We start from the raw sequence: 15,794 nt of genomic DNA on the forward strand, positions 1-15,794 counted from the left end.
ATTACCTCAATTAGAATTATACAAAATGAGTTACACCGTAGCAATTGTTGGAAGACCCAATGTAGGAAAAAGCACTTTCTTTAATCGTTTATTAGAACAGCGTAAAGCTATTGTAGACGATATTAGTGGTGTAACACGCGATCGCCAATATGGTGTTGCAGACTGGAATGGAAAATCCTTTAACCTTATAGATACTGGTGGTTTTGTTCCACAAAGCGAAGACATTTTTGAAGTTGAAATACGCAAACAAGTAAAGATTGCAATAGATGAAGCCAATGCCATCATTTTTATGGTAGATGTGGCAACAGGTATTACAGACTTAGATGAAGCCATGGCCGATTTATTGCGTAGAAGCAGTAAGCCTGTATTTGTTGTGGTAAATAAAGTAGATAATGGAACAAGAGAATTAGAAGCTACCGAGTTTTATAGTTTAGGATTCGAGCACACATTTTTTATCAGCAGTATTTCAGGAAGCGGTACAGGAGACCTGTTAGACGCGGTGGTTGCCAATATTACCGATGAAGAAGGTCAGGAAAATCCACTTGATAATGAATTACCCAAGTTTGCCATTATTGGGCAACCCAATGTGGGCAAGTCTTCTTTATTAAACGCGCTGGTAGGAGAAGAAAGAACAATCGTAAGTAATATAGCTGGAACAACTAGAGATACCATTCATACCCACTATAAACTTTTTCAGAAAGAGTTCATGCTAATTGATACGGCTGGTATTAGAAAGAAAAGTAAAGAGAAAGATGATCTTGAATTCTATTCTATTATCAGGGCCATTAAAGCAATGGATGAAGCGGATGTATGTTTATTGGTAATTGATGCACACAAGGGAATTACCGCACAAGATATTACCATATTTAGTTTAGCTGCAAGAAAGGGTAAGGGCATTGTTATGCTGGTGAATAAATGGGACTTAATTGAAAAGGAAACCAATACTGCTCGCGATTATGAAAAAGTGCTCAAGCAAAAAATGGCTCCATTTAATGATGTGCCTATCTTATTTATATCTGTAACTGAAAAAACCAGGATTTTTAAAGCAATCGAAACTGGCTTAGCTGTGTACGAGAACCGATGCAGAAAAGTAACCACTTCTGTATTAAATGAAGTGATGCTAAAAGCAGTTGAAAATTATCATGCACCAGTAGTTCGTGGTCATTCTATTAAAATCAAGTTTGTAACTCAGTTACCTACTCCAGTTCCTTCATTTGCCTTTTTTACCAATTTCCCAGAAGACATTAAAATGCCCTATAAAAACTACTTAGAAAATCAATTAAGAGCCAATTTTGACTTTAAAGGGGTTCCAATTCGGATTTTCTTTAGAAAAAAGTAAAAATTTTAGGAAAATTTTGGCTTTAATACCCTAATTGCCCTATTTTTGCAACCAAATAAAAAAACCCAAAAACAAGTACAATGAAAAAAGTATTCGCAATTCTAGCTGTAGCAGGTTTAATGACTGCTTGTAACAACGCTGAAACAACTGATGCAACTGCTGACACTGCTGCTGCAACTGTAGACACTGCTGCTGCAACTGTAGACACAACTGCTGCTACTGTTGATACAACTGCTGCTGCTGTTGATACAACCAAGAAATAAGTTAATACAAGTACTAGTTACTAATATTACTTCTTGCAAGAAGGTCCTCCCGATAACAATCGGGAGGATTTTTTTTGTGCCAGTTTGTACCAAAAACTGGGTTGTTGAACAGATGGCATTAATATTGTTTCTTTAATCCTTTTAATAATGGAAATTTTTCCATTTCATTTTTGTGACAATTTGACCCTAGTAGAATATGGATAAGCGTAAATTAATTTTTAAGTCTGAAGATGAGACCGATTTTATGCCAATTATTCCCATCAATGAACAGGAAGGGGATCTAGACAATAATTTGGTTATTCCTGATGAATTACCCATTCTTCCATTAAGAAATACGGTATTGTTTCCTGGAGTAGTTTTACCTATAACAGTTGGTAGAGATAAGAGCATCAAAGCAGTAAGCGATGTTTATAAAACCGACAAATTGATTGGAGTAATAGCACAGAAAGATGCCAATATAGAAGAACCAGAACCCAAAGACCTTTGCAAAATTGGCACAGTTGCCAAAATTGTCAAGCTCATTAAAATGCCTGATGGCGGAACTACTATTATTATTCAAGGCAAAAAGCGTTTTGAGTGGATGGAAATGTTGAGTGATGATCCTTATTTCAAAGCTAGTATTCAATTATTTACAGAAGCGGACGCTCCTGACACAGAAGACTTCAAAGCTTATGTTAGTACCATAAAGGATTTGGCTGCTCAAATTATTCACCTCTCCCCCAATTTACCAACAGAAGCTTCTATTATTCTAAAGAATATAGAGAACCCTGCTTTTTTAATCAATTTTGTTAGCAGCAATTTAAACAGCGATTTACAAGAGAAACAGCAACTTTTAGAAATCAATGATGTTAATGATCGTGCCATTAAATTGGTTCATATTCTTCAACGTGAATTACAGTTTGCAGAACTAAAAGATAAAGTAACCAACAAAACTAGAACGGAATTAGATAAACAGCAACGCGATTATTTTCTTCAGCAGCAACTCAAAAGTATTAAAGAAGAATTGGGTGGAGACACCAATGAAAGAGAGATTGCTGAAATGAAGAAGAAGGCCGAAACAAAAAAGTGGCCTGAAGCTGCAAAAAATGCCTTTAAAACTGGTATTCAAAAGTTAGAAAGAATGCATGCGTCTACACCAGATTATTCAGTGGTGTATAATCATTTAGACTTAATGCTAGACCTTCCTTGGGATGAATATACCAATGATAACTACGATTTAAAGAATGCTAAGAAAGTATTAGACATTGACCATTATGGCATGACTAAAATTAAAAGCAGGATATTAGAATACTTGGCTGTTTTGAAATTAAAAGGAGACATGAAAAGTCCAATACTATGTTTTTTAGGTCCTCCCGGTATTGGTAAAACCTCTTTGGGAAAATCTATTGCGCATGCAATTGGAAGAAAATATGTGCGATTAAGTTTGGGTGGTTTACACGACGAAAGTGAAATCAGGGGGCATAGAAAAACTTATATTGGTGCTATGCCTGGAAGAATTTTGCAAAATATTCGAAAGTGCAAAACGTCTAATCCGGTTATGATTTTAGATGAGATTGATAAAATAGGTTCAGACCATAGAGGAGACCCATCTTCTGCCTTATTAGAAGTGTTAGACCCTGAACAGAACCATACTTTTTACGATAATTATTTAGAATTAGAATACGATTTAAGCAAAGTACTTTTCATAGCTACTGCCAATAATCTACAAAATATACAGCCGGCTTTAAGAGATCGATTAGAGATTATTGATTTAAGTGGATATGCAATTGAAGAAAAAGTAGAAATAGCCAAACGCCATTTGGTGCCTAAGCAAAAAGAAGCCCATGGTTTAGCTAAAGTAAACTTTAAAATAAACGATAAGGTTTTAGAAAAAGTAATTGAGCAATATACTAGAGAGAGTGGGGTAAGAGAATTAGATCGTCAGCTTGCTTCTATTATGCGTTTTCAAGCGAAGGAAATGGCATTAAAAGAAAAAGTAAAATTGAATTTAACGGCTGCTGATGTTGAGAAGATATTGGGTCAACAACGATACAGCAATGAAATTTATAAAACAGCCAATATGGCTGGAGTAGTAGTTGGGTTAGCTTGGACTTATGTGGGAGGAGATATTCTATTCATTGAAACCATTTTAAGCGATGGAAAAGGCGAATTGAAACTAACAGGTAATTTGGGTAATGTAATGAAAGAAAGTGCAACAACTGCTTTAAGTTATATTCAAGCTAATTACAAAAAACTAGGCATAGATCCTGAATTGTTTAAGAACAAGAATATTCATATTCACGTTCCGGAAGGTGCAGTTCCCAAAGATGGACCTAGTGCTGGTATTACCATGTTAACTTCTATTACTTCTGCTTTTACAGGACGAAAGGTAAAACCATTCTTAGCAATGACAGGTGAAATTACTCTTCGAGGTCAAGTGTTACCAGTAGGTGGAATTAAAGAAAAAGTGTTGGCGGCAAAACGTGCAGGGTTAAAGGAAATAGTGCTTTGTCACTTGAATCAAAAAGATGTGTCTGAAATAGACAGTAGTTTTATTAAAGGACTACATTTCCAATATGTTAAAACCATGCAACAGGTTGTTGATTATGCGCTTGTATAGTTGTAGTTTTAATATGGAATGACAATCAAGAAATTTGTAATAAGTATATGCTTTTTTGTTGCCACCGAGTCTTTTTCTCAAACACTCGGTGGCAATGCTGTTTATAATTTTCTCTCACAACCTGGATCTGCTCAATTGTCTGCTTTAGGCGGAATAAATATTAGTAGTCTAAGCAATGATGTTTCTATGGGTTTAGGAAATCCGGCTTTACTTCGAAAAAGCATGCACCAACAAATAGCCACATCCTTTAATGGTTTTTTAGCGGGTATTAGTAATTATAGTGCAGTTACTTCTTATTTTCAGGAACGACATCAAATAAGTTGGGGACTGGGGTTACAATATTTGCATTATGGTAATATTACTCAAACCGATGCTGCAGGTTCTATATTGGGTACATTTAAACCCAATGATTTTGCCATTCAATTCCTCATGAGTAAACAGTACAATAACTATTTTTATATAGGTGCAGCGGCTAAGTTTATTCAAAGTAATTATGGATTGTATCGTTCGTCGGGCATTGCCATGGATATTGGACTTACTTATACTGACACAGCAAATCAATTTCAAGCAGCCATTGCCATTAAAAATATGGGAACCCAACTAAGTACTTATGGCGGTGCTGCCAAAGAAGAATTGCCTTTTGATTTACAAGCTGGAATAAGTAAAAGACTTGAAAATGCGCCTCTGCAGTTTTCCTTAACAGCACATAATTTACACAAGTTAAAAATACTTTATAATGACACTGCATTTAATGCATCGGAAGGCGATTTAAGAACCGCTGGCTTGTTGCAAAAAACTTTTGCCCACCTAATATTTGCTGCACAGTTTTATCTAAATGATAAAGTAGAAATCAATTTGGGCTATAATTTTTTAAGAAGACAAGACCTCAATATATTTAATGCTACTAGTGGATTGAATGGACTCACTGCTGGCGCAGGGTTCTTGCATAAAAAACTACATATTCGTTACGCAACAGGCTTTTACCAGCAGAAAGTCTTCCATCAGTTTACCCTCAATTTCAATTTTGCAGGGAATAGTCTTAATTAAACCAACTTATAATTAAAAGTCAAATTTAATACCCTGAGCCAATGGCAAATTATTACCATAATTAATGGTATTGGTTTGTCTACGCATATAGGCTTTCCATGCATCGCTTCCACTTTCTCTACCACCACCTGTTTCTTTCTCACCCCCAAATGCACCTCCAATTTCAGCACCACTAGTTCCTATATTCACATTGGCAATACCGCAATCACTTCCGTTGGCAGAAAGGAATAATTCTGCTTCTCTCATATTTAAGGTCATAATTGCCGAAGACAAACCTTGTGGTACATCATTTTGCATGTTTATGGCTTCTTCTAATTTACTGTATTTCATTACATATAAAATAGGAGCAAAAGTTTCATGTTGTACAATGGATAATTCGTTGGTAACAGCTGCAATACATGGCTTAACGTAACAACCACTTTCGTAACCCACTCCTGTTACTACACCTCCTTCTACTAAAAATTGCCCACCTTGCGCTTTACATTGTTCAATTGCGTGTAAATACATTTTAACCGCATCTTGATCAATCAATGGTCCTACATGATTATTTGAATCTAAAGGGTCACCAATTTTTAATTGGTCGTATGCTTTTACAAGTTTTGCAGTAAACGCATCATAAACCGACTCGTGTATGATTAGTCTTCTAGTGCTGGTACAACGTTGTCCTGCAGTACCAACTGCCCCAAATACACAACCTATTAAAGACATATCTAAGTCGGCGTCTTTAGAAATAATGATAGCATTGTTACCTCCTAATTCTAAGATACTCTTACCTAATCTTGCTGCTACTGCAGCACTAAGCGCTTTACCCATTCTGGTAGAACCTGTAGCGGAAACCAAAGGAATTCTGGTGTCGTTGCTTAACCATTCACCCACTTCACGTCCACCTTGGATTAAGCAGTTCACCCCTTCTGGAACATTGTTAGCTGCAAAAACTTTTGCAATAATATGTTGAACAGCCACCCCACATAATGGTGCTTTCTCACTTGGTTTCCAAATGGTTGTATTCCCACAAATCCATGCTAAAGCAGCATTCCAACTAAATACCGCAACTGGAAAATTAAATGCTGAAATAATTCCTACAACACCTAATGGGTGCCACTGTTCATACATTCTATGTTGCGGGCGCTCACTGTGCATAGTTAGTCCGTATAATTGGCGTGATAAACCCACTGCAAAATCGCAGATATCAATCATTTCTTGTACTTCACCATATCCCTCTTGTAAGCTTTTACCCATTTCGTAGCTAACTAGTTTACCCAAGGGCTCTTTGTTTACTCTTAATGCATCACCAATTTGGCGAACGATTTCTCCTCTTTTAGGTGCGGGCCAGTTTCTCCAAACTTTAGCAGCTGCTACACTGGTTTGCATTAAAGCTTCGTAACTATTTTTATCTACAGTTGTTACAGAACCAATTTTCTTGCCATCAACTGGAGAAAAAGAATCAATGGTTAATCCATTTGAATTCATCCAAATGGTACCAGAAGAAACACCTTGATTGTGTTGTTGTAAACCCAACTGCTGCAAAAATTCCATAGTATGTTATTTTGCTGCAAAGGTACATCCTAAATTTTAATAGAGACAGGTTAACCAAGCTTAGAAACCGATAAAAGTTGGTCGTACACATTATTGTAGCTACTCCCAATGGGCACTTCCTTGCCGGAAATCCAGATTTTAGATTTGCTGAATTTTTCAATTTTATGAATAGGTACAATAAAAGAGCGATGCACCCTCAAAAAATCCCTAGAAGGCAATTTATCGCTTATGCTTTTTAAGGTCATTAAGGTTAAAACAGGAGAGGGCTTTATGTAAATTTTAATATAGTCGTCTAGGGCTTCAATTAACTCAATTTCTTTTAAATTGATTTTCATTATTTCGTAATTCACTTTTACGAAAATGGAATTGAGTTGTAGTTCTTGGGAGCTTAAAAATTCTAGGTATTCTTTTGCTTTATAACAAGCTTTTAAAAAACGGTCGTATTCAAAAGGCTTTAGTAAGTAGTCTACTGCATCTACAGAAAATCCTTCTACTGCAAAATCCTTGTAAGCAGTAGTGAAAATAACAATTGGCTTAACCGTTAAACTTTTATAAAATTGGAGCCCATTAATATCGGGCATTTGAATATCTAAAAATAAAATATCTACTTTATTTTGCTGTAAATACAATCTGGCTTCATCGGTGTCTGTAAATGTTTTGTCTAGTGAAAGGAAAGAAATTTTACTACAATATTCTTTCACCACTTCTAATGCCAAAGGCTCATCATCTATAGCAATACATTTAATCATGAAAGGGTATTAATTTCAAGGTTAACAATATAATAGCCATTTTCTGTTAGGTGGCTTAATTGGTGTTTCCCTGGATACAATAATTCCAGCCTTCTTTTTACATTATTGATACCAATGCCGGTATTTTCCATCATATTGTTTTCTGAATGAACAATATAATTCTTGGAATAAAAGTAAATGATATCTTCAGTTACTTTAAGGTTAATTTCAATACTACTTTGTTCTTTGGTGCTTACCCCATATTTAAACGCATTCTCTACAAAAGGGATAAAAACAAGTGGCGCAACCAATAGGGGCGCGGTATTCCCTTCAATGTTAAAATTTACCTGCACTTTATCGGTTAATCTTACTTGTTGTAATTCTATATAATTATGTATAAATGCTACTTCATTTTCTAATGGCACTAAATTTCTTTCTGTTTCTGTGAGTATATAACGCATGATGGCAGAAAGCTTTAAAACGGCATGGGCTGTTTTATCACTTTTTACAATGGCTAAAGAGTAAATATTATTCAAGGTATTAAAGAAAAAATGCGGATTCACCTGCGATTTCAAGAAAGAGAGTTCGGTGTTTATTCTTTCGTGTTCTGTTTCTTTTCTGTTTTGTTCTGTTTGTAGCCAACGCCTCACTACTTCAATGCATGCACCAAATGTAATTACCAACAAAAATAAAACGGTATTGAAGAAGTCGGCATATGGTCTTCTTCTTATTCTTCCAATTCTATTACTCTTGTTGAAGCCCCTTGTATTTTCAGTAACATTTAAAGGGATCTCAGGTGGATAAATCATCATAGCCAACGTTCGAGGCACATACAGAAAGAAAAGTAAACAGCCCACTAAGCTAAGAATGTATAAAAACCATTTTTCTTTGATTAATAATTTGGGTATTAATACCATTGTATTTAAATAGTAGAATACCATCAGCATAATATTGTTTAGCACAATTACTGTGAGCATATGGTTGCTCATGCTAAAATCTCTCAACCTAGGAAAAAATACCAGGTAGGGAAGAAAGAAAAAGCAAAGCCAAGCAGCAAGATGTGCTACAAATTGGATGGCTCTATTTTTATCTGAAATGGTATTAATCATATAGTTTGGTACCAAAGGGTATATCCAAATGTAGGCTGTATGCGCTTTATTTAATCAAAAATGGGCCGAAAATAGGCTTATCATCGGTGAATTTCGGCATATAAATGTTGAACCAATCCGTCGGCAAGCCCTATTTTGGGAACATAAATCTCATCTGCATCTGCCCAACGCATCACATTAATATAAATTTGGAGGGCAGGAACTATTACGTCTGCCCGGTCGTTTCTTAGCTTATAAATATTGATTCGATCTTCTAATGAAAAGTTAGAAATCTCTTTATAATAATCTTTCAATAAATCTAAGCTAAGGGGTTTGCCATCTTTCTTCTTACTCAACGAAAAAACCTTATTGATGTTTCCTCCTGTTCCTATTGCGATTATTTTTTTGTATCCCTTGGTGGCCAATTTAATATAGTCTTTCATTTCATTCCATTTATAATCGTCTACCATGTCTTTTAATAGCCGAATGGTTCCAATATTAAATGAACGTTTAAAAGTTAATTTGCCATCATTAAAAAAAGTAAGCTCGGTGCTACCGCCCCCTACATCAATATACATATAGCTATTGGCTACATCCATATTTTCTGCAATATGGTTTTCGTAAATAATAGATGCTTCTAAGTCTCCACTGATTATTTCAATTCCAAGCCCAGTTTCTAGTTTTACTTTTCTAATAATATCGGCCGAATTAGATGCATCACGCATGGCACTCGTTGCACAAGCAATCACTTCCTTTACATTATAGGCATTCAATAAATGGCTATAAGCTTTCATGGTTTGCAGTATCATGCCTCTTTTTACTTTAGAGATTTCTCCATTGGCAAATACATCAAAGCCCAAACGCAGGGGAACCCTTACCAGGTTCAGTTTATTAAATTGGGGTTTACCGTTTTTATCATTGCTTACTTCAACAATCAATAATCTTGCTGCGTTACTTCCTATATCAATTGCTGCTAGCCTCACTGGTGGTATTGTTTTTTCTGAACAGATAATGATAGGTCTCAATTTGTGACCTAATTTTCTTTTTTCCTACGAAAGGTACATAGTTGTTGGCTAATTCACTATTCAGAATTCGGGCTTTTACGTTGTCTCTTAACTGAATGTGGATAATATCAATCAATTCCTGTTTGATGGCAGGGTCTGTAATTGGAACTGCTGCTTCTACCCTATGATTGAGGTTTCTTACCATCCAGTCTGCACTAGATATATATACTTTTTCTTTTCCTAGATTATGAAAAATCATAACCCTAGAATGTTCTAAATACTCATCTACAATACTAATAGCTTTAACCGGTTGTTTAAATTTCTTTCGATCTATTTCAGCACAAAAAATACCCCTAACAATCATTTCGATTTTTACCCCAGCAGCGCCAGCTGCATACAATTTATCTATCAAGCTTGCATCACTTAAAGAGTTAACTTTTAAAATAATTCCAGCTGCTTTGCCAGCTTTGGCGTGTTTAATTTCGTTATCAATTAATGCGTATAGTTCATTGCGCATATTGGTTGGGCAAACCATTAATGTTTTACAAGATTTTAAAAGCATTGGTCCTGCTTTCCAATTTTCTAAATATCGAAACATCTTATTGATGTCGTTCATGATATTTCTATTAGAAGTAAGCAAGCAATGGTCACCATATACTCTGGCCGTTTTTTCATTTAAGTTACCTGTGCTAACAAATCCATAATGGGTAGATCTTGTACCTCTTTTTTTATTAATTACACAAAGCTTCGCATGAATTTTCATTTTGGGTACACCCAATAAAACTTTTACCCCTTCCTCTTCTAATATTTTCTTCCATTCCAAATTTGCTTCCTCATCAAATCGAGCTTTTAATTCTAACATTACAACTACTTGTTTGCCATTTCGGGCGGCATTAATTAAAGCGTTGATGATTTTAGAATTGGATGCCAAACGATAAGCAGTGATTTTAATGGAGTGAACTTCAGGATCCATTGCCGCTTCTCTTAACAAATCTATGATTGGGTCGAATGCATGATAAGGAAAATGAAGCATTACATCTTGCTTCAAAATAATATCTGTGACTCTTAATGATGTTTGTAAAGATTTGGGAATAAAAGAAGCCCTTCGGGTACTTTTATTGTTTAGGATATCAGGGAAATCCATGAAATGCCTAAAGTTGTGAATTCGGGCTCCAGGAATGATATTGCTTTTCCTATTTAGACTCAATCTTCTAATTAAATACTCTAACAATCCTGGGTCCATTTCTTTGTCGTACACAAATCTTACGGGCTTCCCTTTTCTTCTACTTTTTATTCCTTTCTCAATTTTTTCAGCAAAGCTGGTGCTGATATCGTTGTCTAAATCTATTTCAGCGTCTTTGGTTACTTTAAAAACATGTGCTTCAAAAATATCGTAGCCAAAATAAGAGAAGATAACAGGTAGGTTAAAACGGATTACGTCTTCTAATAGGATGATGTTTTTCTCGTCTTTTCGAGAGGGCAATAAAATGAATCTTCCTACCGCTTTAGTAGGTATTTCTATCAAAGCATATTTTTGTTGATAGGCCGAGTTCTTTTTGCGCATCACCACTCCTAAAAAAATACTTTTGTCTCTTAAATAGGGGAGCTGTGGTAGGGTTTCTATCATTAAGGGAATGATATTAGATCGAACTTCTTCATCAAAAAATTTTCTTACAAATTGTTGTTGCGTTTTAGTTAACTGAGTTTCTGTAACAAGGGTAATTTTTTCTTTTTTTAATTCCTTTTGAATACCCTCCCAAATTCGATTGAATTCATTTTGCTGTTGCAAAACGGTCATTTGTATTTGGTCTAAAATTTTTTGTGGATCTTCTTCCATGTACATATTGAGTTTCTTTCTTTTCTCAGAAAACTCAATCATGCGTTTAAGGGTAGCTACCCGCACCCTAAAAAACTCGTCTGTATTATTAGAAAATATTCCTAAAAATCGAATCCGCTCTCTCAATGGTACCGTTGCATCATTGGCTTCTTGCAATACTCTTGCATTAAAACTGAGCCAGCTTATATCTCTCTGAATCAAATGGTTTTTAGACATGCTCAAATATACTTTATACAATAAAAACGCAGTGTTAAGTCTTTACACCAAGCTATGAGTAAGATTTTTTGATATGCTCAATTATGCCAGTAGTAGAGAATCCTTCAACAATGGGATTAATAACCACTCTTCCGCCATTGGCAATCACTTCCTTAGAACCCACTATTTGATCTATGGTATAGTCTCCACCTTTCACAATTACATTTGGCATTAAAGCTTGTATTAATGCTAAGGGTGTATCTTCTTCAAAAATGACTACCGCATCTACAACTGCTAAATTACTCAGCATGATGCTCCTGCTCATTTGATTATTGATTGGGCGCTCTGGGCCTTTTAACCTTTTAACGCTTAGGTCGCTGTTTACGCCAATAATTAATATATCTGCTTCTGATGCAGCTTGATTCAATGAAAAAATATGTCCTTCATGTAAAATATCAAAACAACCATTGCTAAATGCAATCGTCTTGTTATTTACCCGCCAAGCTGCTACTTGTTTTTTTAAGTTATCAAGCGTAAATATTTTATTGGGTATTGCGTCAGTTGCTTTCATTCGTTATTTTTTTGTTGTACCAAGGAAGTAGCCCCAAACTAATGAAGCCAACTATTAATACGATGATAAATTGGGCAAACCATTGTAGGGTCCCGTTTGCAAAGCCCAATTCAAATCCAATTCCATTCTTCTCTAATACTTTTGCAATAAAATAGGCATATGCCCCAATACCTCCGGGGGTGATAATCATACCAATACTGCCAAATGCAAGGGCTGAAACAGCGGCAGCTATGCCTAAACTGCTGGTGCCTGCTGTAGCATAGAGTCCAATCCATGTACCCACTATATAAAGCCCCCAAATGAGTACACTATATATAATGAAAAGTCCTTTTTGTTCTAATTGTCTGATGCTACTGAGCCCTTCCCAAACCCCTGCTATAATATTACTAAAAACAGATACCAGTTTATTATGGGGGAATTTTTTAATAATGACAATACTTCCTATTATAATAAAAAATAATATAAATAAAGTCAATCCAATTTTAAAATAGGGGATGGCGGCATTATCTGTATTAAATAATGGCCCCAATAATTGACCAGCATACTCGCCCACAACATCAAATTGGCTAATTAAAGCTATTAAAAAAACCAAGCCCAAAGAAATTACATCAAATGCTCGCTCCACCAAAATGGTTCCTACCAATTTGTCTGCGGGTACTTTCTCATATTTGGCTAAAAGGGTGCATTTGAGTAATTCTCCCAATCTGGGAACCGCTAAATTGGCTAAGTAACCTACCATCACAGCAAAAAACACATTAGGGGTTCTAGGGGTATACCCCATTGGCTTCATCAAAATTTTCCACCTCAAAGATCGAATGAAGTGGCTGGCTGTAAGTATTAAAAAGACGGGAATCAGTAACCAATAATTGGCATTTTGAAGGGATTTTTTGAAATCGCCCCACTTTTCTGGGGGTATTTGTTGCATACTCCACCAAACTAAAAACAGGCCTAAGCCTAGAAAAAACAAGTATTGTAGTATAGAAAACCACTTTTTTCTCATATTTCAAAGATACCATATTTGGCTTTCATTCTTTTTTTAACAGCCCACTTGAATCAAAAACGAATACAGTAGTGTATTTCACGCTATATTTCGTAACTTTGCAAACTTATTCAGGGTCAGGTTCTAAAAAGAAGTGTTCATGTCTACAAAGAAAAGGATATTATTTATTGCCACTGAAATGTCTCCGTATTTGGAATTGACGGAGTTTGCAGAAGTAATAAATAAGCTTGCTATAAAAAGCAACGACAGCGGTTTAGAAGTGAGATGCATCATGCCGCGTTTTGGTGTGATTAATGAGCGCAGGCACAGATTACATGAAGTTGTAAGGTTGTCTGGAATTAATGTAACAGTTGACAATGATGATCATCCTTTACAAATTAAAGTAGCTTCTTTACCTAATGCAAGATTGCAAGTCTATTTTTTGGAAAATGAAGATTTCTTCAAGCGTAAGCAAATTTTTCATGATGAAAATGAAACCTGGTTCGACGACAATGATTTAAGAACAGTCTTTTTTTGTAAAGGCGCTTTAGAAACGGTTAAGAAATTTGGATGGCCTCCTGATATTATTCACTGTAGTGGTTGGATGAGTGGATTAATTCCTGCTTACATTAAAACAGCTTATAAGAAAGAACCCGTATTTGGAAATAGCAAAGTGGTATTTACCATTGGGCAAAATACATTTGAAGAGAGCCTTGGTGCCGATTTTTTAAAGCGTGCGGTAATTAATGTTAATGTAAAAGATAAAGACTTAGATGTTTTTAAAGACAGCAATAATACTGCTATGTTTAAAGGCGGTGCTCATTTTGCAGACGCAATTTCATTTGGTTCAGATATCATAGACAAAAAACTGACCGATGAATTCTCTAAAGTAAAAGGCAAAAAAGTAGTTCCATTTAAAGGATGGGATTCTGATTTAACAGAGTATTTAGAATTGTACAACGACCTTGCGGGTAAGTAAAACCAGAACATGTTAGCTAATTTTAGACTGCGTTTATCGCATATTTTTTTCCTAATTATTTTGTTTGTTTCAGCAGCATGTACCAGAATTACTACCACTGAATTAGGTGGTGGATTAATTCCTGCAGTAGATGGGGTGAATACTTTTGACACCATCATGGAATTACAAACAGACACATTTGAAGAAAGCGATACCACCAGAGTATACAATTCTGATAATATGGTTATTGGTGCAATTACCAACGACCCTTTATTTGGAAGAACTTCTGCTGAATTGAATTTTGAACTTTCCCCTTCTTTTTATCCCTTTTTTGTGCCAGGATCTAAAGATAGCTTAGTGGTAGACTCTGCCGTTTTGATCTTGAGTTATAAAGGGTTTTACGGAGACTCTAGCCAACCCCTTCAAGTAAATGTTCAAGAAATTAGCCCGGCAACTCCATTAAGTCCATTCATCAGTTATCCAGTAAATCATCCAACTGTATATCCAATTAATACCATTGGAAATTTAGGAAATACAAAGTCTATAGACATCAGAATACTGGGTGATTCTGTAATAAATAGATATGAACTTAGCAACAATCAAATAAGAATACCTCTAAGGTCGGATGTTGCAAGAAGATTTTTAAGAGATTATGATTCAACCAATGCTTATAGGAACGATAGCACGTTTAAATCTTTCTTTAAGGGATTTTCTGTAAAAGTACAGTCGTCTAATCCTGCAAATGCCTTATTATACATAAATTTATTAGATACCAATACCAAGCTTGCTTTGTATTACAATACCAGCAGCACTGGCGCAACAGTTAGAGATACTTCTGTAACTTATTTTAAATTCAATTCTGCTGCAAGTGCTTACGCCAATTATATTGTAAGAAATACTGCAGGAGCTGAAATCAATAATCATATAACTACCACTTCTAAACCAGATTCATTGGTATATGTGCAAAGTTTTCCGGGTACCTATGTTCGTATTAGAATTCCCAATTTGCAGGGTTTAAGTAATAGAATTATACATCGCGCAGAGTTGGTTGCAGAGCAGGTTCCTGATGATAATAACATAGTAACTCTAGATCGTTATTTTCAAGCTCCTCGTTTATTGTTATTAAGTGCTTTTGACTCGGCTAAAAATCAAAAAAGAAATATTCCAAACGATTATTTAGTAAGCACAGCAGGTCCTAACACGGTTGATTTTGGAGGATTTAGAACCTTTAAAACAATCAATGGATACGATAGAGTAGCTGCGTATAATTTTATTATCAGCAGGTATATCCAAGGGATTGTTACCAGAAAAGATTCATCATTTACACTAAGACTTTCTGCACCATCAAACGACTCTTTAAATTTTACACCTCCTTATCCCAACAACCTTGTTTCTCAAATGTATTACTTAAATGCAGCTATTGGTAATGAAGTTGCCAATGGTAGAGTTAGATTGGGAGGCGGAACGCATAGCAGATTTAGAATGCGTTTGAGGTTGGTGTACTCTAAACTTTAATCATCTACAACCATTTAAAAACTATATTCAATGCCGTATTTATTTACTTCTGAGAGTGTTTCTGAAGGACATCCGGACAAGGTAGCGGATCAGATATCTGATGCGCTGATCGATAACTTTTTAGCGTTTGATCCA

Annotated in this window: 14 protein-coding genes; 7 read left to right on the forward strand and 7 right to left on the reverse strand. The window is 35.5% G+C overall.

Annotated elements, in window-relative coordinates:
• The first annotated feature begins 25 nt into the window (after positions 1-25).
• The 4 genes from der (at position 26) to porQ (ending at position 5,248) form a co-directional block, all read left to right on the forward strand.
• Positions 26-1,339, forward strand: coding sequence for a ribosome biogenesis GTPase Der (gene der, locus Q8S25_RS14620; RefSeq protein WP_305538857.1), 1,314 nt, complete (start codon positions 26-28; stop codon positions 1,337-1,339).
• An 80-nt stretch (positions 1,340-1,419) separates the two neighbouring features.
• The gene (locus tag Q8S25_RS14625; RefSeq protein WP_305538858.1) at positions 1,420-1,602 is read left to right on the forward strand and encodes a hypothetical protein; all 183 of its coding nucleotides are present in this window, start codon (positions 1,420-1,422) and stop codon (positions 1,600-1,602) included.
• A 196-nt stretch (positions 1,603-1,798) separates the two neighbouring features.
• Positions 1,799-4,201, forward strand: a complete 2,403-nt coding sequence (gene lon, locus Q8S25_RS14630) for an endopeptidase La (protein ID WP_305538859.1) — start codon at positions 1,799-1,801, stop codon at positions 4,199-4,201.
• Between the two features lie 18 nt (positions 4,202-4,219).
• Positions 4,220-5,248 (forward strand): type IX secretion system protein PorQ, encoded by a 1,029-nt coding sequence (gene porQ, locus Q8S25_RS14635; RefSeq protein ID WP_305538860.1) that lies wholly within the window; start codon positions 4,220-4,222, stop codon positions 5,246-5,248.
• Between the two features lie 12 nt (positions 5,249-5,260).
• On the opposite strand, the gene Q8S25_RS14640 is transcribed toward porQ, so the two are convergent.
• The 7 genes from Q8S25_RS14640 to Q8S25_RS14670 all read right to left on the reverse strand — a co-directional run bounded on the left by Q8S25_RS14640 (position 5,261) and on the right by Q8S25_RS14670 (position 13,207).
• Positions 5,261-6,784, reverse strand: a complete 1,524-nt coding sequence (locus Q8S25_RS14640) for an aldehyde dehydrogenase family protein (protein ID WP_305538861.1) — start codon at positions 6,782-6,784, stop codon at positions 5,261-5,263.
• Positions 6,785-6,834: 50 nt separating this feature from the next.
• Positions 6,835-7,533: a LytTR family DNA-binding domain-containing protein gene (locus Q8S25_RS14645; RefSeq protein ID WP_305538862.1), complete on the reverse strand. Its 699-nt coding sequence runs from the start codon at positions 7,531-7,533 to the stop codon at positions 6,835-6,837.
• On the reverse strand, positions 7,530-8,621 hold the full coding sequence (locus Q8S25_RS14650; protein ID WP_305538863.1) for a sensor histidine kinase: 1,092 nt from the start codon (positions 8,619-8,621) through the stop codon (positions 7,530-7,532). The genes Q8S25_RS14645 and Q8S25_RS14650 overlap by 4 nt, the downstream gene beginning before the upstream one ends.
• Positions 8,622-8,701: 80 nt before the next feature.
• Positions 8,702-9,583: an exopolyphosphatase gene (locus Q8S25_RS14655; protein WP_305538864.1), complete on the reverse strand. Its 882-nt coding sequence runs from the start codon at positions 9,581-9,583 to the stop codon at positions 8,702-8,704.
• A complete protein-coding gene (ppk1, locus tag Q8S25_RS14660) occupies positions 9,564-11,657 on the reverse strand; it encodes a polyphosphate kinase 1 (RefSeq protein ID WP_305538865.1) in 2,094 nt (697 codons plus the stop codon). Before ppk1 ends, Q8S25_RS14655 begins: the two co-directional genes overlap by 20 nt.
• Positions 11,658-11,709: 52 nt before the next feature.
• A complete protein-coding gene (gene rfaE2, locus Q8S25_RS14665; protein ID WP_305538866.1) occupies positions 11,710-12,207 on the reverse strand; it encodes a D-glycero-beta-D-manno-heptose 1-phosphate adenylyltransferase in 498 nt (165 codons plus the stop codon).
• Positions 12,194-13,207, reverse strand: a complete 1,014-nt coding sequence (locus tag Q8S25_RS14670) for a lysylphosphatidylglycerol synthase transmembrane domain-containing protein (protein WP_305538867.1) — start codon at positions 13,205-13,207, stop codon at positions 12,194-12,196. Before Q8S25_RS14670 ends, rfaE2 begins: the two co-directional genes overlap by 14 nt.
• A gap of 139 nt (positions 13,208-13,346) precedes the next feature.
• Here Q8S25_RS14670 and Q8S25_RS14675 point away from each other — a divergent pair, with 139 nt between their 5' ends.
• The 3 genes from Q8S25_RS14675 to Q8S25_RS14685 all read left to right on the forward strand — a co-directional run.
• Positions 13,347-14,165 (forward strand): glycogen/starch synthase, encoded by an 819-nt coding sequence (locus tag Q8S25_RS14675; protein WP_305538868.1) that lies wholly within the window; start codon positions 13,347-13,349, stop codon positions 14,163-14,165.
• A 9-nt stretch (positions 14,166-14,174) separates the two neighbouring features.
• Positions 14,175-15,659 (forward strand): DUF4270 family protein, encoded by a 1,485-nt coding sequence (locus tag Q8S25_RS14680; protein WP_305538869.1) that lies wholly within the window; start codon positions 14,175-14,177, stop codon positions 15,657-15,659.
• Positions 15,660-15,689: 30 nt separating this feature from the next.
• Positions 15,690-15,794 (forward strand): S-adenosylmethionine synthetase N-terminal domain-containing protein (locus tag Q8S25_RS14685; protein ID WP_241143773.1); only part of this gene is annotated, 105 nt, incomplete at its 3' end.

The sequence above is a fragment of the Sediminibacterium sp. genome (genome assembly GCF_030695065.1).
Taxonomy (GTDB): Bacteria; Bacteroidota; Bacteroidia; order Chitinophagales; family Chitinophagaceae; genus Sediminibacterium.